The sequence below is a fragment of the Vibrio sp. DW001 genome (genome assembly GCF_029016285.1).
In the GTDB taxonomy this organism is placed as follows: domain Bacteria; phylum Pseudomonadota; class Gammaproteobacteria; order Enterobacterales; family Vibrionaceae; genus Vibrio.
In genome coordinates, this window is record NZ_CP091976.1 from 1325596 (window position 1) to 1344900 (window position 19305).

The 19305-nt window shown below is 43.3% G+C and carries 17 protein-coding genes and 2 riboswitches; of the genes, 6 read left to right on the forward strand and 11 right to left on the reverse strand.

Annotation, left to right across the window (positions count from 1 at the left end):
• The first annotated feature begins 67 nt into the window (after window positions 1-67).
• From L3V77_RS23355 to L3V77_RS23365, 3 genes are all read left to right on the forward strand, one after another.
• A complete protein-coding gene (locus L3V77_RS23355) occupies window positions 68-2038 on the forward strand; it encodes an alkyl sulfatase dimerization domain-containing protein (RefSeq protein ID WP_275137210.1) in 1971 nt (656 codons plus the stop codon).
• 199 nt (window positions 2039-2237) lie between these two features.
• Complete coding sequence (locus L3V77_RS23360; RefSeq protein WP_275137211.1) at window positions 2238-2738, forward strand: hypothetical protein; 501 nt, start codon at window positions 2238-2240, stop codon at window positions 2736-2738.
• Between the two features lie 207 nt (window positions 2739-2945).
• The gene (locus tag L3V77_RS23365) at window positions 2946-3908 is read left to right on the forward strand and encodes an aldo/keto reductase (RefSeq protein WP_275137212.1); all 963 of its coding nucleotides are present in this window, start codon (window positions 2946-2948) and stop codon (window positions 3906-3908) included.
• An 80-nt stretch (window positions 3909-3988) separates the two neighbouring features.
• On the opposite strand, the gene L3V77_RS23370 is transcribed toward L3V77_RS23365, so the two are convergent.
• A complete protein-coding gene (locus tag L3V77_RS23370) occupies window positions 3989-4417 on the reverse strand; it encodes a MarR family transcriptional regulator (protein WP_275137213.1) in 429 nt (142 codons plus the stop codon).
• Window positions 4418-4517: 100 nt separating this feature from the next.
• Here L3V77_RS23370 and L3V77_RS23375 point away from each other — a divergent pair, with 100 nt between their 5' ends.
• Complete coding sequence (locus tag L3V77_RS23375) at window positions 4518-5258, forward strand: siderophore-interacting protein (RefSeq protein ID WP_275137214.1); 741 nt, start codon at window positions 4518-4520, stop codon at window positions 5256-5258.
• A gap of 75 nt (window positions 5259-5333) precedes the next feature.
• On the opposite strand, the gene L3V77_RS23380 is transcribed toward L3V77_RS23375, so the two are convergent.
• The 10 genes from L3V77_RS23380 to L3V77_RS23425 form a co-directional block, all read right to left on the reverse strand.
• Window positions 5334-5834 carry a flavodoxin gene (locus L3V77_RS23380; RefSeq protein ID WP_275137215.1) on the reverse strand — a complete coding sequence of 167 codons (501 nt, stop codon included), beginning with the start codon at window positions 5832-5834 and terminating at the stop codon, window positions 5334-5336.
• Between the two features lie 74 nt (window positions 5835-5908).
• The gene (gene nifJ, locus L3V77_RS23385; protein WP_275137216.1) at window positions 5909-9481 is read right to left on the reverse strand and encodes a pyruvate:ferredoxin (flavodoxin) oxidoreductase; all 3573 of its coding nucleotides are present in this window, start codon (window positions 9479-9481) and stop codon (window positions 5909-5911) included.
• Window positions 9482-9489: 8 nt separating this feature from the next.
• Window positions 9490-9717 carry a hypothetical protein gene (locus L3V77_RS23390; RefSeq protein WP_275137217.1) on the reverse strand — a complete coding sequence of 76 codons (228 nt, stop codon included), beginning with the start codon at window positions 9715-9717 and terminating at the stop codon, window positions 9490-9492.
• A 2-nt stretch (window positions 9718-9719) separates the two neighbouring features.
• A complete protein-coding gene (locus L3V77_RS23395; protein WP_275137218.1) occupies window positions 9720-10991 on the reverse strand; it encodes a 4Fe-4S binding protein in 1272 nt (423 codons plus the stop codon).
• Between the two features lie 195 nt (window positions 10992-11186).
• Complete coding sequence (locus L3V77_RS23400; protein WP_275137219.1) at window positions 11187-11966, reverse strand: ABC transporter substrate-binding protein; 780 nt, start codon at window positions 11964-11966, stop codon at window positions 11187-11189.
• Window positions 11920-12657 carry an ABC transporter ATP-binding protein gene (locus tag L3V77_RS23405; protein WP_275137220.1) on the reverse strand — a complete coding sequence of 246 codons (738 nt, stop codon included), beginning with the start codon at window positions 12655-12657 and terminating at the stop codon, window positions 11920-11922. Before L3V77_RS23405 ends, L3V77_RS23400 begins: the two co-directional genes overlap by 47 nt.
• Window positions 12650-13600, reverse strand: a complete 951-nt coding sequence (locus tag L3V77_RS23410; protein WP_275137221.1) for an iron ABC transporter permease — start codon at window positions 13598-13600, stop codon at window positions 12650-12652. Before L3V77_RS23410 ends, L3V77_RS23405 begins: the two co-directional genes overlap by 8 nt.
• Entirely contained in the window at window positions 13597-14334 is a 738-nt protein-coding gene (locus L3V77_RS23415) for an ABC transporter permease (protein ID WP_275137222.1), read from the reverse strand. The genes L3V77_RS23410 and L3V77_RS23415 overlap by 4 nt, the downstream gene beginning before the upstream one ends.
• Window positions 14327-15244, reverse strand: coding sequence for an ABC transporter ATP-binding protein (locus L3V77_RS23420; protein WP_275137223.1), 918 nt, complete (start codon window positions 15242-15244; stop codon window positions 14327-14329). Before L3V77_RS23420 ends, L3V77_RS23415 begins: the two co-directional genes overlap by 8 nt.
• Before the next feature lie 42 nt (window positions 15245-15286).
• Window positions 15287-16321: a sirohydrochlorin cobaltochelatase gene (locus tag L3V77_RS23425; protein ID WP_275137224.1), complete on the reverse strand. Its 1035-nt coding sequence runs from the start codon at window positions 16319-16321 to the stop codon at window positions 15287-15289.
• A 170-nt stretch (window positions 16322-16491) separates the two neighbouring features.
• Window positions 16492-16673, reverse strand: a riboswitch (cobalamin riboswitch).
• 500 nt (window positions 16674-17173) lie between these two features.
• A riboswitch (cobalamin riboswitch) is annotated at window positions 17174-17342 on the forward strand.
• Between the two features lie 100 nt (window positions 17343-17442).
• Between L3V77_RS23425 and L3V77_RS23430 the strand changes: the two genes are divergently transcribed.
• Window positions 17443-18660: a cobalt-precorrin-5B (C(1))-methyltransferase gene (locus tag L3V77_RS23430; RefSeq protein ID WP_275137225.1), complete on the forward strand. Its 1218-nt coding sequence runs from the start codon at window positions 17443-17445 to the stop codon at window positions 18658-18660.
• The gene (locus L3V77_RS23435) at window positions 18648-19301 is read left to right on the forward strand and encodes a precorrin-8X methylmutase (protein WP_275137226.1); all 654 of its coding nucleotides are present in this window, start codon (window positions 18648-18650) and stop codon (window positions 19299-19301) included. The genes L3V77_RS23430 and L3V77_RS23435 overlap by 13 nt, the downstream gene beginning before the upstream one ends.
• Window positions 19302-19305: the final 4 nt, after the last annotated feature.

Below are 19305 nucleotides of genomic sequence, written 5' to 3' on the forward strand. Positions count from 1 at the left end.
CGGTGAGTTACCTAATAATGACAGCAAGAAATTACTCAACTGTTTAAAATAATATGAGGTCATTACCATGACTAATTCGTTTAAGAAAATGGCTCTACCCGTTGCGATTGTGAGTGCTCTACTTACATCGAGTTATGCCACTGCTACTCCCGTTGTAGAAGCAACGTCAAAAATAGGTCAAGAATTTCAAACTAGCTCTGCTGCTCAGTACCAAAATATCGATATTGACGCACGCTATAAAAGTGATGTTTTATTCGAAAACAAATCTAATCTATTTTGGGGTAAAGGCAAGCGTATCCAAGTATTGTCTAAAACAGGTAAGACTTTAGCGTACACAGCAGAATCAGAGAACGTGCATCCAACGCTAACCAAGCATGGTCGTAAGATGGATCAGGCTATCATTCAAATTGATGACAATGTCTACCTTGGTTACGGTTTCGGACTAGATACCCCAGTCATGATAGAAGGTGATGACGGTATTATTATCGTCGATCCCGGCGAGTCAGTTCAAATGGCTGAGTCGGTAAAAGAGCAGTTCCGTAAGATTACCGATAAACCAGTAAAAGCGATCATCTACTCTCACAATCATATTGACCATATCTCTGGCGTGCGGGCGTGGGTAACGGACGCAGAAGTGGATTCTGGTGAAGTAAAGATCATTGCGCAAGAAGGGTTAACGGCTGCGGTGGCCAACTGGTCTTCCAATCTTGGTACATTATTCGGTCACCGTACTTCTTACACAGGTGCTAAGCATGTTGAAGAAGGAGAGTTTGGCACCGTTAATGATGGGTTAGGTCCTCGTTTCATGCAGGGTGATATCTCATTTATAAAACCTAACATGGCTTTTAAGGATAAGTTAGAGATCACGATTTCTGGTGTAAAATTGGAGATCGCCAATGTGCCTTCTGAAACAAAAGACGAAATCGTTGTTTATCTGCCAGAGCAAAAAATTCTGCATGCGGCCGAAGTTCTGCAGGGCGAAAATTTTCCTAACCTTCATACAATCCGCGGTACTAAGTTTCGCGACCCATCAATGTGGTTTAAAGGCATAGACACTATGCGTCAGTTTGATACGGAGATAATGATCAACTCTCATGGTCGTCCTGTTGAAGGTAAAGAAGCCGTTGCAAACGTCTTAACTGCATACCGAGATGCGATTCAATACACACATGATCAGACCATTCGTTTCATGAACAAAGGGATGACACCCGATGAGTTAGTAGAAGTGGTTAAACTGCCTAAGCATCTTGCTGAACACCCTTGGTTGGGTGAACATTACGGTACTGTGGCTCATGCTGTTCGTCAGATCTATGTTGGTTACAATGGCTTCTTTGAAGGAGACCCATGGCAGTTAGAGCCGATGGCTTATAACCAACGCGCTGCAGCCTTTGTTGAAATAATGGGGGGTCGAGACAATATCATCACGACAGCGAAAGCAGCAATCAAAGCAGAAAACTACACATTTGCAGCGGAAATTTTGTCTTATCCTATTACGGTAAATAAAGATGATTCAGAAGCTCGTCAATTAAAAGCCGTTGCTTATAAGACGTGGGCAGCAGACCAAGTGAATATTAACTGGCGTAATTGGGCGCTTAACTCAGCGGCAGAATTAGAAGGCACACGTGACTTCTCTAACCTGATTAGTTTTGCTTCTGTTGATGTATTGACTGCGTTACCAAGTAAACAAATCTTCGACATGATGACGTCGACTTTGATTGCAGAGAACACGCTCGATGTGCAGATGTCGTTGACATACAACTTTGCGGATACTAACGAATCATTCACTATTGAAATTCGTAACGGTATTGCTCAGTTGCATGAGAAAGCGTTGCTAGGTGCAGGTGTCCAAATCAACACCACTCGTGCCGTTCTAAATCATGTATTAGCAGCGGGTCCAAACGCTCAACAGGTTATTGGTAAGAACCTTCAATCCGGTGATTTCACGTTCTCAAACGGTGACATAAAGAGTTTTGGTCAGTTTATGAGCTATTTCGATAAGCCAATGACCCCTGAAGAGATTATGCTCATTGTTCGTTGATACTTGTTGTTTAAGGCTACCACATCTCGTCATCCCCACTTTCGTCGGGATGACGAGGAATTAATGAACACTTCGTCTTAAATGATTGGCATTAGTCGTTATGGCGTTTTTTATGTCGAGTTTCATTACCTTGTTTTTCAAGTACCGTATGGTATGCACAATCCTCATTAGAAAACATAGGGTAGATTTGGTGATTTATATGAAATTTAAAATCGTAATATTCCTTCTTATCTTGGTTTCATCTTATAGCTACGCGTGCGGTTTACATCAAAGCACAGGGTTCAATTTGGTTACTGAACCCGGATCGTTAGAGGTATTTGAGAACGTCATAGCGGTAAGGCAATCCAATGCATTGGGGAACGTAACGAAGCCTGAACACTTTCTGCTATATTCCTTTAAAGGTGCACTCAATAAGTCGCATAAAAATAAAATTAATTTCAGTATTTTTGAGGCGGTAAAAGGTCATTACAGTGAAGTAATATTCGGTCATTCTATCGATGTCTTGGGGCGTGATACATTACCGACAGGAAATGATGTATTGGTGATTACTGAGTTAGATGTGCTTGATGCATTAGCCACAAGAGCATTGTCATGGTCGGAGGCTAAGGATCAAGGATTAGTTAAAGTTAGCGGCCAAGCCCATGATGTCGACGCCTTGGATAATTGGTTTACGACGCTTTTCCCAAATTCTATTCATTGAAATTAACCATCGTTAATTACGGTATGGAGTGACGCAAATGTGCATGCTTCTAACTTTATGAACACGCAGTACGTGGAAGGTTGTTACTCGGTTTAAACTGTGTATCCTTAGTGAATAGTCGATGAGAAAATTTGACCAATGCATTCGGTTAATGTCATCGCAGATGAGCCACCGCATAACGACTAATAGGTAAATCAAGGACGTCAAATGAGAAGCGAATACAAGATTCCAAAAATTGGTTTGGGTTTATGGAAGATCAATAAAGAACAGTGTGCTGATACGGTATATAACGCGATTAAACTTGGTTATCGACTGTTAGACAGTGCTTGCGATTATGGCAACGAGAAGGAAGTCGGTGAAGGGATAAAACGCGCCATTGCGGAAGGAATCGTCACCCGGAAAGAGTTGTGGATTACCTCTAAACTCTGGAATACATTCCATAAAAAGGAACATATAAAACCGGCATTACAACGTACGCTCTCTGACCTCGGTGTTGATTACCTAGACTCCTATCTTATCCATTTCCCCATCGCTCAACCCTATGTACCATTTGAGACGCGTTACCCGCCAGAATGGCTACTTGATCCAGAGGCCGACAAACCAACAATGGAACTCGCACCTGTTCCTTTATATGAAACGTGGCAAGGTATGGAAGCGCTTGTTGAATTGGGTTTGGTTAAGAATATTGGTGTTTGTAATTACAATACCGGACTTCTGAATGACCTAATGGCATACGCAAAAATTAAACCATCTGAACTTCAAATTGAGTCTCATCCTTATCTTACTCAGGAAAAATTAATAAGATTGGCGAATAATTATGGTATTTCAGTGACCTCATTTTCACCTCTAGGTTCGCTCTCTTATCTAGAAATGAACATGGCAGAAACGCTGGATTCTGTACTCAAAAAGCAGGTGGTTATTGATGCTGCAAAAGCTCATAACAGGACCCCAGCACAGATAGTATTAAGATGGGGAATACAGCGCGGTTGTTCGATTATTCCCAAAAGTACCAATATCGGACGCTTGCAGGAAAATATATCCATTTTTGATTTCTCACTCACAGACAATCAGATGGCTGAGATCTCAAACCTAAATATTAATCGCCGTTTTAACGATCCCGGTGATTTTTGTGAAGCTGCATTTGACCGCTTTATGCCGATATACGATTAAGGGAATAGGTAAGGTGAGATAAACCATACGCCAGCGATTGCTACCGTATGGTTTATATTAAGCTCGTTTTGTTGGTTTGCCTAAACGTTGCGAAGATTGCGCGAGATTATGTCGGCCACTCTTCTGAACTCAGTCAGTTCTTGTTCGGAGAGGTTTTCTTGCATTTTATTGTGCATGTTGCTCTGAGTCTCGGATACTAACTTCATCAAGGCTTTGCCACCCTCTGTTAGTACCAAAAGCTGGCTTCTTTTGTCCTCAGGATTAGCACTCTTCGACAACCAATCCTTATCAATCATCTCTTTAATCAGACGAGCTATCTGCGCTTTATCTCTAGAAAAGAAGTTGACGATATCATTGGCCGTGCAAGACTCATTTTTTTCTATAAAAGTTAAACATCTGATATGCATGGAATTTAATCCAATTTCGCTCGCTTTAAGTGTTGACCGCATTGTTAAACGGCATAAGTGAACCATATTGAAAATAGTGTCGGAGATAGAATCGTTGCTCATAAAAATAACCTCACAATATAGTTGACATAGTCAACTATTAAGAACTATAGTAGACTTTATCAACTTAATTACTATTGTTCAAGTTAAAGAGGAAAACAGAATGCGACCAAATAAACCAAAAGCGCGTTTAACACACGTGTCAAAAATTATCGAACTTTCTCCACATATGCGTCGCATTGTTTTGACTGGAGAGAGTATGCAGGACTTTCCTATTGATTTGGAAGGCTCGTATGTGAAGGTGGTTTTGCCGTCACAAGATGATAATGAACGCAAGATGCGTTCATATACTATTCGTTTTTTTGACCCACAGACGAGAGAGTTGGGGCTCGATTTTGTCATCAATCGCCATAATGGTCCTGCTACCAATTGGGCAAAGCATGCAAAAATTGGAGATAGCATTATGATTGCAGGTCCAGGGCCGATGAAAATGACCAATTACAATCACCATAGTTATTTGTTGGTTGGGGACATAACTTCGATAAATGCAATAAACGGATATGTACCAAGGTTTCGACCCGGAACGGACGTGAAAGCGATCATTGGGGTTCCTACTCGTGCAGATATAATAGAGATGGATTATGACGATTCAAAAAATACAGAATGGTTTGTGGAAGATGAAGCCACTATAACCCTAGAGGAAAAAGTTCTAAAGGTGGCACAAGGGATGTCGAAAGACACCCATGTGTTTTTGGGATTGGAAGCTAGAAGCATTCGTTCACTGCGTCCGGTATTACAAGAAGATATCGGCCTTGATAGACTGAATATTTTTGCCGTAGGTTATTGGAAAAAAGGCGTCGATGCTGACCGATTTGGCGCTCAAAAGAAAGTTAACCCAGTATAGTCGTTAACGTTGTGGTCTATTTATCGATCGACGGCTTTCAATTCATCACCCTTATATCGATCTTTCGATGCGCTTTTATTCGTTCATGGATGACTTCAGTTGATTTACCCAGTTTTCAACTCGCTCATGTGTACGTTCCGCTTGTCTTTCCATATCGATAGCAAGGCCGACAAACCAACCGTTTTTCTCGGCCCTCGATTCCGAATGCGTATAGCCTTTAGAAGGCCACGGACCAATAAGTGTCGCGCCTGCTTCTTCGCATGCTTGCGCAAGGTCGGCCATGGCATCCACAAAAGTATCGGCGTAGTCGCTCTGATCTCCTAAGCCAAAGACCGCAACCTTGGTGTTTGTCAGATTAAGATCTTCGATGTCATCGAGTACATAGTCCCAGTCAGACTGAATCTCGCCGTTGTTTACCGTAGGCGTACCGAGAATGATAAGGTCATATTGTTCTAAGTCTTCCAATTCTATATCTGCGATGTCGTAGCTATCGACATTAAATTGCTGAGCGATAAGCGTGGCGACTTTTTTTGTCGAACCGGAGTCACTTCCATAAAATACGGCGATGTTTGCCATTGTTGTTCTCTCTTTATTTAGTGTTTATACCAATTATAATTGTATGGACTAATCGAATGTCGATACGTTTGGTGTTATTTCCATTCAGCTAATTGATTAAGCAATGACTGTCTATGTTCGACTTGAGATTGCAGTGAAGCAATCCCTTGTAGATAACGTTTATGGTCCCTTGTTGAAAGCTGATTAAATCGATTTTGGCGTTCAATAAAGTGTTCCACCCCGAGTTTCGCTGGGGGTGAATCAAGCTGAAGCGCAGCTTTACCTTTGGTTTTTCGTCTAGGATCAAATCGGTAGAGTGGCCACAAACCTGTATCGACAAGTTGTTGCTGTTGCTCGATGCCTTCAGACATGTCGATACCATGGGTAATGCAGGAAGCGTAAGCGATAATCAAAGATGGTCCGGGGTAAGATTCTGCCTCCTGAATCGCTTTCAAGGTCTGATTCATATTCGCCCCGATGGCGATAGTGGCGACGTAAGCGTTGCCATTCATCATGGTGGTAATACCAAGATCTTTTCCTGCTGTCTGTTTACCTTCACTAGCAAACTTAGCGATGGCACCCGTCGGTGTTGCTTTCGATTGTTGCCCACCGGTATTGGCGTAAACCTGATTGTTTAGCACTATGATGTTGACGTTTTTTTTGCCTGCTAGCACGTGGTCCACACCGCCATAGCCGATATCAAATGCCCACCCGTCACCCCCTATAATCCATACGGACTTTGAGACTAATGAATTGGCATATTGCGTCATCGAATGCCTCTCATCAGTCAGCTGTTTCAGGTGCCTGATATTCTCACGTTGCTTCGCGATTCCTTTGACTGAGGAATCATTAACCAGTTTAACGATATCTTCGAATAGAGGTTTCGGAAGAAAATCTTGCATGGCTTTAAGTTGAGTCAGTGCGATATTTTGCTCGCTTTCTAACGCTATGCGCATACCCAGACCAAACTCTGCATTATCCTCAAATAGGGAGTTTGCCCATGCAGGCCCTTGTCCTTGTTTGTTTTGGCTATAAGGTGTGGTGGGTAGGTTCCCTCCATATATCGAAGAGCAACCCGTCGCGTTGGCAATCAGCATATGGTCACCGTACAGTTGTGTAAGCACTTTGATATAAGGGGTTTCCCCACAGCCAGAGCAAGCTCCAGAGAACTCAAGCAATGGCTCCAAAAGCTGGCTGCTTCGGGCGTCGATGCGCTTTACCTCGATAGGTTTAAGTTCGGGTAATTGGGTGAAGTATTCAAAATTCTGGTTTTGTTCTTCTGATACTGATGCCCTAGCCACCATTATCAATGCTTTTTTTGAACCATCACCTTCATTCAGAGTAGGGCACATATCCACGCAAAGCTGGCAGCCAGTGCAGTCTTGAGGAGAAACTTGAAGGGTGAATCTTTCACCATGGAAGTCTCGTCGTTTATAGTCTGTGGTTATGAAGGATTTAGGTGCATCCTTTAATGACAAGGTGCGACTGACCACTTTTACTCGAATAGCGGAATGAGGACAGACTAAGCTGCAGATATTGCATTGGGTACAACTTTCTTGATCCCATTGTGGGACAAAGCTTGCGATATCCCGTTTTTCCCATTTGCTGGTGGCAGTGGGCCACTGACCATCAACGGGAAAGACACTGACGGGTAATTGATCGCCACGGTTTTGTAAAAGTTCAGCCGTTATTTTTTTTACAAGCTCTGGCGCGTGATGCGAGACAATTGGCACGTAATCAGGTTTGTTCAATGCGTTAACATTGGGTAAGACCTCAAATAAAACGGCTTCGGTTTTCGCTACTGTCGCCAGATTGGCATGGATTAACTTATCACCCTTACGTTGATAGGTTTTTTTAATGGCTTCGTTTTGTCGTTCAAATGCCTGTTCAGGCGTGAGTAATTCGGTCAATAAAAAGAAAGCACGTTGCATAATATTGTTAATACGACCGCGAATACCACATCGGTTCGCGAGGTCGTTGGCGTCGATAGTGTACATCTTTAAATTCTTTTTAAGGATATGGTTCTGTTCGCGGTAATTGAGCTGACCCCATAACTCGTCTGCGGAATAGACAGAGTTAAATAGAACGGTTGCCCCCCGTTTGGCGTGGGCAAGAATGTCGTTGTTTTTAAGCAGGCTAAACTGGTGACAACCAAGGAAGTCGGCTTCATCTATGAGATAAGGTGCATCTATTAGAGTGTTATCGAATCGCAAATGAGATGTGGTCATCCCCCCACTTTTTTTGGAGTCGTAAACAAAATAACCTTGGGTAAACCAAGAGCTGTCGGAGCCCACTATTTTGATGGTATTTTTATTTGCACCGACGGTACCGTCTGATCCTAACCCATAGAAAAGTGCCCGGAGTGTTGACTCGTCATAATCAGTGCTTGTATGGACTAACGGTAGCGAAAGGTTGGTGACGTCATCGGTTATACCGACCGTAAAGCTATGAAAAATGGTACCAGACTCTATAGCAATGTAGATTGACTCTGCATGACGAGGGGTGAATTCTTTTGAAGAGAGTCCGTATCGTCCACCAAAAATTTCCGGGATGGGGGTGCTATGGTGTGCGTGCCAACCTTGTGACATTGCTGCGACCATGTCGAGGTATAGTGGTTCGCCGATGGCGCCAGGTTCTTTGGTCCTATCCAGTACGGCAATGCTTTGAATCGTTGGTGGAATAATGCTTAAGCAATGTTCTACAGAAAAAGGGCGGAATAGATGAACGCATAGAACGCCGACGCGTTTGCCCTGTTTTTGCAATCCAGTAACGGTTTGCTTCACGGTGCTCGTGGCGGATCCCATCACGACAATAAGTGCGATGGCCTTTTCATCACCAACATATTGAAATGGTTGGTAATGACGTCCGGTAAGCTTGCCAAACCTTTCCATCATGTCGACGACGATGTTAGGGCAGATATCGTAATAACTGTTTACCGCTTCCCTTGCTTGAAAGTAGGTGTCTGGATTCTGTGAGGAACCTCTGAGTGTCGGGGCGTCTGGTGTCAGTCTTCGTTGAAAGTTTTGTGTAATAGCGTCTTCATCTAACATCTTTTCTATTGTGTCATTATGGATAGTTTGGACGTGGTTTAGCTCATGAGATGTCCTGAATCCATCAAAAAAGTGTACAAAGGGGATGCGGCTTTGTAACGTGGCAGCCTGAGCAATTAATGCTAAGTCGTGGGCTTGTTGGCTGTTATTGCTTGAAAGCATGGCAAAGCCTGTTTGACGTACTGCCATCACATCGGAGTGATCGCAGAAGATAGAAAGGGCGTGTGTTGCCACTGTTCTCGCCGCGACATGCAGTACAAAGGGGGTGAGTTCACCCGCTATCTTATACATATTTGGGATCATTAATAACAATCCCTGTGATGAAGTAAAAGAGGTGGCCAAAGAGCCTGCCGTTAATGCCCCGTGTACAAGACCCGCCGCTCCGGCTTCCGACTGCATCTCGTAAATACTAGGTATGACGCCTCTGAAGTTAGTGACTTGGTCATTCGTCCACTCCTCGCAATGCTCTGCCATGGCTGAAGATGGTGTGATCGGATAGATGCCGATGACATCGTTACAGCGATAAGCGACAGAAGCCGCGGCCTCATTGCCGTCCATTATCCTAATTTCTGTTTCTTTTTGATCGGTGGTGGTCCCCACCTTTTTGTTTACGTTCATGTTCTACCTCAGTCGTGATTAGGAGCACTTGGGTCGTATCCTTTGGCCCACTGTCGAATGATATCCATGTCTTCTTGTTTGCGTTTTTCAGCATTGTCATCGGTGATTTGACTAAAAACATATTGAGGTTTGTTGGAACTACTGGTTTTTAGAATCAGGGTAATGTCTTGATGCAAAGCCAATAGGATGAAGCCGGATGTCACGGCATAAAATAGATATAAAAAATGTTTTCTCATGCTTATGACTCCTCAACAGAGATGGCGCTTGGTTGCTTGTTTTTGAGGTGTATATTGGTACGCTTGTTTTGGGGGAGTCTGTCCTGTTTTCCTGCAAGATTTTTCTTGTTCTTGTTCTTTTTCGGTTTGGTTACCTGTTTATACCACTCCTTTATAAAGAGTAGATAGTCGGTCATTGCATTAATAGGACAGAGGGTTTTACACCAAGGACGATGAATGAACAGCGAGGTGATGAGCAGCAAAATTGTCGGAATAAATAGATAGATAGAGCCCACCATGCTGAACATAATACCGAATGGTTCAAAGGTGAACGCCGCAGGATTTCTAAAGAACAAACCACCGCTCAACGTCACCAATAAAATAAGCCGTGGGAACCAATGAAAGGCTTTGTGTTTAAGGTTGATGGTTTTCGCATTAGTAAGTTTGGAGAGACATTGTTGAGTGGTACCCATGGGGCAGATCATCTGGCAATAAATATTTTTGTTAAACAACAGAATATAGCCGACACTGAGTATCAGAAGAATAATGGCCGTATAGTTTCCAAGGCCTGATGTCCATGCCCCCGAGATTAATATTCCCATGGTGGCAGAAGAAACGAGGGCAGCCGAGTAGAAACCAAATATAAGCAGAGCGGAAATCATCACGGTCCATTGCATCTTGTTTTTATGGATGCTGGTAGAGCGGCTGATATAAATGGCCAATAGGAAGAACACCACCGCGAGTCCATCAAGGAAGCCTACCGTATCAAATGGGCTAGACGCTTCTTTTAGGCGATAGCCAAATATCTGCTCACGAATTGGATCTGTGGCATTATTCGCGGCGTTTAGAATGCCGTTTGAAGATAGCGTTGCGCCGCTTATGGCATCGACGTGAATCTGACTTCTGCCCATTGTGCTAAGGAACTTATTCACCAAACCATTCTCAATCACCTTGTTTACATAGGAGGCGGTGTCCTTGATGGATAGGATACTGGCTTGCTCAATGGTACCTTGTATATTCATACGGATTGCGACGCTAAGTTCACCACCGTAGCCAACCCCTTGCCCGACGCCCAACCATGCTTTTTGTTCGTCGTTTTCGGTGATTTTGTAAAGGTTATCATCAACCTTTACAAGCTGCTGGTTCTCTTCTAGCAATGAATTTAGCATAGTGCTTTGACGTTGAGATATTTCAACGCCGCCAAACCACCAAGCGGCAATAAGCAACAATAACGAAGCTATAGCGGCAACTTTTTCGACGACAAGGTTAAATTTCTGTTTGGATCTTCGAGCCATGACCTACCTACCAAAAGGGTATAAGCGTAATTTTTGCTAATGGTAGCGTTATAGCGAATGGTATAAAGGTAGATAACAACCCATTTCAGATACAAAAAGTCCAAACATAGTTAAGGTTGATTTTCATCAATGGTAAAGGGGAATGATGAGTTATGTTTTCCCCTAATGATTTATTTACGCTCGAAATAAGGTCTGTTATTGCTGTGTGTTAAATCGATGATTTAGTTCCAATGATAGATAGAAAGACCGAGTGTTTGCCCGTGAAAACTCTAATTGATCCACCTGCATAAATTTACTACTGAGTATACTGTAGTTTGGTCTATTTGACGGCAGAGTAGGACGTTTGTTCATAGGCCCGATTTGATAAATATAGTAATCTGGGTCCTCAATCAGAATGCTTTCGATGTTAAATTTGGCAACCTTGCGCCCCGTGGGTGCGATAAGGTCACCGCCCGCAGCGCCGATAATACCATTCACTATGCTCTTATCTCCTGCCACCATAAATGGGCTTTCTGTTACTTCAAACACCACTCTTGGTCTTTGCTTCAATGGTTGAATTTGTTCGCGAACATGAACAAGCTCTTGGACAAGTTTATTGGCCTCAGACGGTCTATTTACCCGTTCACCTAAGCTTGTTATCTGCGTAAGGATTTGGTCCAATGTGACGGGGTCGTACTTCATCACCTCTACGTCCAGTTGTTGCGACATATACTCAGAAAAAAATCGGTTTGAACTGATGATAAGAAGGTCAGGTTTTAGGCCTTTTAGTAACTCGACATTTGGCTTGATGTGAGAACCTACCTTTAGCGCATTGGGGAAGTCGTCGTTACTGCGAGTAACGCCGACCACCTTGTCCTGAACGCCAAGTCTAATCAATATGTCACCAGCTGCGGGTGCAAGTAGGACAATTCTTTCGTAGGCTAAAGCTTCAGGAACAGAAACTAAAGCTAGTAGTATCAGAAGACACCGTAACATCGTAGACCTCGGAGAGTAGTTGTGGGGTAACTTGGTCCCTAAGGACATCATAAATAAGCTCCCCTTTTTTAAAGAAAAGGAACCGTTCAAAATAGCGATACGCAAGATTGATATCGTGCACAGAAGTGATGACCGTCTGTGGCAACTGGTGTAGGTGGTCAAATATCTCTAATGTATGACGGATATCTAAGCTGGAGTTGGGCTCATCTAAATAGATAATCGGGGCTTCCTGATTTAACACGCGCGCTAACATCACTCGACGTTTTTCACCGCCAGAGAGGTCTGAATAACTGCGTTTCTTATACTGTTCGATATCCAGTAACTTCAGTAGCTCGATGGTCTTGTCTTTATCTTGTTGTTGGAACTCATTGGTTTTCAAGTGTACATATCTTCCGAGCAGCGCAACCTCTAGGACGCTAAACGGAAATGAGATATCTGAAAACTGGGGTAGAACGGAAAACAGTCTCGCTCGCGTCGAGTGGGCGATCTCTTCCAATGGTTGTTGCTGATAAAATATGGATTGTTGAGGGGTTTCGATTAACCCAGCAAGCAAATTTATCAATGTACTTTTTCCGCAACCGTTCTCGCCCATTAGTGCCACTTTCTCACCAGATGCAATGGTTAATGAAGGGACGTTAAGGGAGAAATCGCTTCTGCGATATTCTAGATTTTGAATCTTGATATTAGCCATTCCAGAAGTGCTCCCTTCGGTGCTTTAACAGATAGAAGAAGAACGCACCACCGAATACCGCCGTCATAATACCGACTGGTAGCTCCGCCCCGCCTGGGATTATCACTCTCGCAATCGTATCCGATGCCATAAGCAGAAACGCACCAAACAAACTGGAATAAAAGATATTATGTTTCATATCGCTGCCAAAAAGACTGCGAGAGATATGAGGAACGATGAGACCAACAAAGCCGATAATCCCTGAAAAGCTGACCGCCACAGAAACCAGTAAGGTCGAGGCGATAAACACTTTTGAACGGAGGCGATGGACATTGACACCAAGGCTCTGTGCCGAGTGTTCATCTAGAGCCAAGATGTTCAGTTTCATTGAATTGCGGTGCAGATAAAAGAAGACGCCCGAAAACAATAAGGTGCAGATGGTTAGCCTTTCTAGGTTGACCATAAAAATGCCCCCCATTAACCAATAGACAATAGAGTTTAATGAGTCCTCAAAATAGTACTTAGAAAAGCTTATCACCGCAGAAGCGACCACATTCATAACGACCCCGGCTAAGATCATCGTAATTGGATTAATCCGTCCGGCTGTCAGGGACATTCGATAAACCATAGTGAGTCCACCTAACCCTGTTATAAAAGCAAATACAGAGACAAAGTGAACCGGCATACCAAGGGAAATGGCTAACACGGCCCCCAATGCTGAGGATGAAGCCGCGCCAGTGGTAAAGCTGTCTGCCAAAGGGTTTTTCAGCGTAAGTTGATAGATGCTGCCGCTAAGACCGAGCATGGCACCGATAACGGCCGAAAATAACACTCTAGGTACTCGAAGTTCGGTCAGAATTTTGTATTCGATCTGCGACATATCAAAAGGATTGATCCAATTGGGACCGATCAGCGTTGAAAGCAGCATACAAATAATAAAGATAGTAACTAATGTCCACCTCATGCTTCGACCTTATATACAATTCGATTGGCAACAAACAACAATATGAGAGTTAGAACAAACAATATAGCCAATGATGAGGTGTTAAATGGGGTATCCAACAGAGAAGAGCGAATGAGATCTGCGCTGTAAGTTAGTGGGGAAAACTTAGCCAGTATCTGAATAATCATGGGCATCTGGTCGACAGGAAAAAATGTGCCAGAAAGAAACATCATCGGGGTAATCACAAATGAATTCATGGTCGCCTGATCTCTATGATTTTTCATCTTGAGTGAGATGATAAAACCGATAAGCGCAAAGGCAACCAGATGCAGCAGTAATGCCAAGGCAAACTGAATTGAGAAATGTAAACTGATACCACAAAAAACGCTATAAATTGCCACGACAGCGACGGGAATCATGCCTTTGGTGACGCCATAAGCCACTTCGCCAGCCACGATTTGCCACCGCTGGTTAGGTGACAACAGGTACTCCTCAAATATCTTCAGATAGAAACGACTGATATTGATTTCGCTCGCGATATTATAGCTATGGTTCATGCTCGACATCGCTAAAAGTCCCGGTAACAAAAATGTGAGATATTCGATACCTTCAATAGTGGTTCCTTTGCCTACGCCATAGCCGAATGCCATCAGATATAGGAACGGAGGAACCGCTGCTGCCAATATGACACGGATAATCTTTTTCTTTAATACGGTGCATTCCCGATAGTAAATGCCTACGACACCATCAAGCATTCTTTATTAACCTTTTTCCAGTGAAATGGAGGAAAACATCTTCCAATGTGGTTTCTCTGACGCTGGTTTCTCTTACTCTCGTTTTCTTCGAACGGGTTTCCAAAGGTTCGTGAGAGATATCAGCGAGTTTTTCCAACGCTTGCTCTCGGTTATCGAAAAACTCCTGATGAAAATCCTCGGTTTCTATTTCAAGAACATAGCGTCCCAAGTTGTGCTTGAGGTTTTCTGCGGTTCCTTGTGTGATTATTTTCCCGCTATCTATAAAGATAACGCGATCCGCTAATCGTTCTGCTTCCTCGATATAGTGAGTAGTGAGAAAAATAGTGCAGTTACGTTCTTTGTTTATTTTATTGAGAAAAGACCACATTTTCCTTCGACTATGGGGGTCTAAACCCACTGTAGGCTCATCCAAAAACAAGATTTTCGGCTTGTGCATCAATGCGCGTGCGATAACCAGTTTTCGCTTCATTCCACCCGATAGTTTTGAGGCGGGTTTGTCTTTATGCTCTGTTAGCCCGGCGAACTCAAGGCACTCATCGATAGCCTGTGTAAGGTCAGCGCCGCGCATTTTGTACAATAGGCCGTGAACCTTAAGGTTTTCAACAGAGGTTAGTTCTCGGTCAACATTATTGTGTTGAGGTACGACCCCGATTAATCGCCTCAGTTCATGTCTGTTAGAGCGATTTTCTATCTTCTCATACAGAACCTGACCAGAGTCGGGTTCGAGCAGCCCAGTCATCATTTTGATTGTTGTGGTTTTTCCTGCTCCATTCGGCCCCAGAAAGGCGCACACTTCTCCGCAACGAAGGGAAAAACTCATCTCATCGACAGCCTTGCTTTTACCAAAATACCGGGTCAATGATTTAACCTCAATGAAAGCGTCGTCGGTGTGATGTTGGTCTGAAATCATGGCTGTACTGCTCTTTCTATTAAATGAGTATGATCAACGGTGTTAACGTAGCGTTATGTTGGCGTCTTTTGCCGCGTCGACGAGGTGTTGAAGATAGATCTTTTGAATGGATTCTTTGCTACCTAGTCCCTCGAGTAAAGGGGTTACTTTGATGTTTTGCTTCGACAACATCACTTTCCATGAGTCATCATCATCACCAGCCATATCGTTGCTTGCATGGTCTCCAGCCACGACCATTAGCGGTTTTACGGCAACACTTTGTATTGCGTCGCGTTTTAACTGCTCCATTATATTATCGAAGTTAGGATAACCTTCCACTAGGCCAACATAGATATTTACGTCGGGGTAACGTTTATTCATCACCTCTTGCAATTCATAATAGAGACCAGTAGAAAGATGGTCGTTGCCATGACCCATATAGATCAAAGCAGTATTGTTTTCCTTTGCTCGTTTCACATCGCTAGCGAGTGCTTCAGCCAGTTGGTCTAAGTCTTCTCGGTACGGATTGTGTGACCCCCATGTGCCCATTAATGGGCGGCCAAGAACGACTTTATTAAACGGTTTCCATTTCTCTTTTATTGTCTGAATGGAAGCCAGAGCGTCGACAGTGGCTTTAAGATCGATAAACTCTTCACCGTGCGACAACAGCGTCGTTTGAACCACGATATTCTTATAGCCTTCGTTTTGCAGATCAGCCATCGTACCGAGTACGTTTTTAACTTGGTAAAAACCTTGTGGTACCTCGGGATGATTTTTTTGATACTCATCATCCGATGCGCGTCTATGCCAGATTTTACGGATAATACTCGAGGTAAATGCAAATCGGACGGGAGTATCAGGGTAGGCGTTTTGTACCTGTTCTTGTATACCAATAAGTGACCCGATTGCCGTGTCATAGCTTGTACCAAATGCGGCGAGTACAATAGCAGATTTTTCTGTTTTAGCGGGAGAATCCGAAGCGTGAGTAACAGGGATAATAGGCAAGGTGGTCAATAGCCCGATAGAGATGATCTTTAGTGCCTTGCGCGGTATGTTATGTATATTAAACATGCCATTAAAACATTTAGAATTTAACATTTTTATATTCCGTAAGTTTAAGTACAACGTCCTTTCCATCATATGGTGATTCTATTGATGGGGTTCGTGTGACATTTATTTTTGGCTTACAGGATTGAATATCGGGACCGGCCATAAATAGGCCAGTAAACCACGAGTAACCCGCTCGCCTTTACAAACTCTAGTCTCAGAGCTTTTATCATTATTCAGGCAGGTCTCCTGGCTTTTGGGTCAACATCTGGCAGCGCGCCTTCCCGGATATTATCCAGTGGACTAATGTCTGCCGACTCTCCAATTACAGTTGCGGGCACAGCTCAAGCGTCTAACTTGATTCCCTTTTAAGTGTTATTTAACCTAAACACAGAATAATGGGCATTGAGTGATGTCCATTATTCTGTGTTCAGGTCAATTTAATAAATATTACACCTGAATGACAATCATATTGCCTTAAAAACATCAATTATAATAGTGATTAATATCAACAAATATAGATATGTTTTTTTACGTGACATATAAAGAAAAAGAATCGTACGACTATTTAACCGTGTCAAATTAAACAATGACGTTGTGTGAAAATTGTCAGTTATGGTAAATACCATCCCATTTAGGATAGAAATAGGCCATACGTCGATTTTATAATCGTAATACCCTTCTTTATGAGAGGTTCGTCACTGTTTATCGTAGATATTATTTCTATAAGAATTTTTCCTGTGCGCACATACCTCATTTTAATTCAATAATATTAGTAAGTTATATTTTTTGATTAAAAACTCTTCATATCAATTACTGATATTTTTCATGGTTATGGTTTTATCATTTAATCTAAATTGATATTTATCAATTTTATTATCGATGCTGTATGAGAGACTTTGGAAATATTTAGTGATAGGTAGTGCTCGTTTATATCTTCTGAGTACTATTTTATAAAGTGAATCAGGTTAAATCCCTGAACTGTACCCGCAACTGTGAACGAAATATCTAATCTCGTGTGGTTGAATATATACTTCGTAAGTCAGAACCTGCTAAATAACCAACAATCAAACAGCCTGGGCGGGATCACTCAGAGTCATTGTATTTCGATTTCGGCCGCATTTAATGTTTGATTATATATAACTATCCCGATTGTGCCGGAGTTTCTGTTAGTGGGTAAATTAAAGCGTTCGAAAAGCAATAAAGAGCTGCGCTGGGGCTATACCACCGGGGCTTGTGCGGCGGCGGCGGCTCGCGCGGCAGTTCGGATGCTTATTTCGGATAATCCGTTCTCTCAAATAGACATTCAACTTCCCAATCGAGACTTGGTGACATTTCAACTGGTTCGTTTAGAACGAATCGTTGAACGACAAACCGAACAAGTACTTGCCGGTATTATTAAAGATGGGGGAGATGACCCCGACTGTACCCATGGCCTAGAGATTCAGTGTACGGCTAAATGGAGTCGCTATCCCGGCATTCAACTCAAAGGCGGGGAAGGGATCGCGACTGTGACGCTTCCGGGGCTTGAACTTCCGGTCGGTGAACCTGCTATCAACCCGATACCTAGGGCCAATATCCTCGAAATGGTGCGGCTAGAGTGGGATCATTTAACGTCAACATTTCCACCAAACAACAATAATGATTTAGGCGAACCACATTCTGGGCTTGAACTTACTATTTCGGCTCCCGGAGGAGTAGAAGCCGCGAAACAGACCATCAGTGAAAGGCTAGGTTTGATTGGTGGAATCTCTATTTTGGGTACGCGTGGAACGGTAAAGCCATTCTCTACATCTGCTTATGCGGCGTCAGTGAGACAGTCGGTTCAGGTTGCGAAAAGCAATGGTTTAGAACACGTTATCTTAACCACGGGTAGCCGTTCAGAAAAATCGGCGATCAAGCAATGGCCAGAGCTGACAGAATTGGCGTTTATTCAGGCCGGCGATTTTATTGGCGTTGGGTTAAGAGCGGCGAAACGCTTTCACGTAAAGCGGGTCACCTTGGTGGTCATGATCGGTAAATTAGGCAAATTAATTTCCGGTCGAATGATGACTCATGTATCTGGTCATGCTATCGATTTCAAGCACCTTAGCAATCTTGCCAGAGAGGCAAATGTATCCTCTTTCTTATGCGATAAAATTTCTGACGCCAACACCGGACGCCATGTGTTAGAACTGGTTAGAGAAAACCGACCAGAGTTGTTTCTTGAGCGCTTGTGTCAGGAGGCAAAAATGCATGCGGATCATTATGTAACCTATGACCTAGGTATCGACGTCATTTTAATCGATTTCGATGGCAAACCCTTAGCCCGATATCCCGATGTAAATTCTATATCAAACCCCACCAAACCTATTGACCAACTTTCAGGTGAAAAGACATGGACACAATGAAACAGATGACCCAACAAGGGCAGGTAATTGAGAATGACTCGTTCTCAATTATCGATCACGAGGTCCACCAAATTCACGGTGGTCACCCGTTTGACGAGAAGCAGTGGCCGGTTGTGCGAAGGGCTATTCATACCACGGGTGATTTCGAGTTTGCTCAGTTGTTTCGGTTTGGTGATGGGGCAGTGGAAGCAGGAATTGACGCGCTAAAAGCGGGTTGTGCAATTATTAGTGATGTGACGATGATCACCAGTGGTTTAAGCGCCCAGCGACTATCGGTATATAAAAATGATACCCACTGTTTTATCAGTGACGAGGAGGTAATTACCATTGCAAAATCGAAGGGTGAAACTAGAGCTATTTGGGCTATGCGCCGAGCACGGGATCTGGGCTTATTGGATGGTGCGATAATTGGCATCGGTAATGCCCCTACTGCTTTGTTTGAAGTTCTAAGGATGGTGGAAGCGGAGGAGATAAAACCGGCACTAATCGTTGGTATCCCTGTTGGGTTTGTTAAAGCTAAAGAGTCCAAACAGGCCCTCATTGACCAGAGCAAAGTGCCTTATATTGCAAGTGTCGGCCGTAAAGGCGGCAGCCCTATTGTGGTGTCGACTATTCACGCACTTCTTTATCAAACGGTATAAGTCT

Bases quoted from the DNA above. Each gene is read 5' to 3' on its own strand.
- L3V77_RS23415 (WP_275137222.1), bottom strand. From the start codon at position 14,334: ATGCTTGATGGTGTCGTAGGCATTTACTATCGGGAATGCACCGTATTA.
- L3V77_RS23425 (WP_275137224.1), bottom strand. From the start codon at position 16,321: ATGTTAAATTCTAAATGTTTTAATGGCATGTTTAATATACATAACATA.
- L3V77_RS23365 (WP_275137212.1), top strand. From the start codon at position 2,946: ATGAGAAGCGAATACAAGATTCCAAAAATTGGTTTGGGTTTATGGAAG.
- nifJ (WP_275137216.1), bottom strand. From the start codon at position 9,481: ATGAACGTAAACAAAAAGGTGGGGACCACCACCGATCAAAAAGAAACA.
- L3V77_RS23435 (WP_275137226.1), top strand. From the start codon at position 18,648: ATGGACACAATGAAACAGATGACCCAACAAGGGCAGGTAATTGAGAAT.
- L3V77_RS23405 (WP_275137220.1), bottom strand. From the start codon at position 12,657: ATGGCTAATATCAAGATTCAAAATCTAGAATATCGCAGAAGCGATTTC.
- L3V77_RS23420 (WP_275137223.1), bottom strand. From the start codon at position 15,244: ATGATTTCAGACCAACATCACACCGACGACGCTTTCATTGAGGTTAAA.
- L3V77_RS23360 (WP_275137211.1), top strand. From the start codon at position 2,238: ATGAAATTTAAAATCGTAATATTCCTTCTTATCTTGGTTTCATCTTAT.
- L3V77_RS23400 (WP_275137219.1), bottom strand. From the start codon at position 11,966: ATGTTACGGTGTCTTCTGATACTACTAGCTTTAGTTTCTGTTCCTGAA.
- L3V77_RS23375 (WP_275137214.1), top strand. From the start codon at position 4,518: ATGCGACCAAATAAACCAAAAGCGCGTTTAACACACGTGTCAAAAATT.
- L3V77_RS23370 (WP_275137213.1), bottom strand. From the start codon at position 4,417: ATGAGCAACGATTCTATCTCCGACACTATTTTCAATATGGTTCACTTA.
- L3V77_RS23380 (WP_275137215.1), bottom strand. From the start codon at position 5,834: ATGGCAAACATCGCCGTATTTTATGGAAGTGACTCCGGTTCGACAAAA.
- L3V77_RS23410 (WP_275137221.1), bottom strand. From the start codon at position 13,600: ATGAGGTGGACATTAGTTACTATCTTTATTATTTGTATGCTGCTTTCA.
- L3V77_RS23390 (WP_275137217.1), bottom strand. From the start codon at position 9,717: ATGAGAAAACATTTTTTATATCTATTTTATGCCGTGACATCCGGCTTC.
- L3V77_RS23355 (WP_275137210.1), top strand. From the start codon at position 68: ATGACTAATTCGTTTAAGAAAATGGCTCTACCCGTTGCGATTGTGAGT.
- L3V77_RS23395 (WP_275137218.1), bottom strand. From the start codon at position 10,991: ATGGCTCGAAGATCCAAACAGAAATTTAACCTTGTCGTCGAAAAAGTT.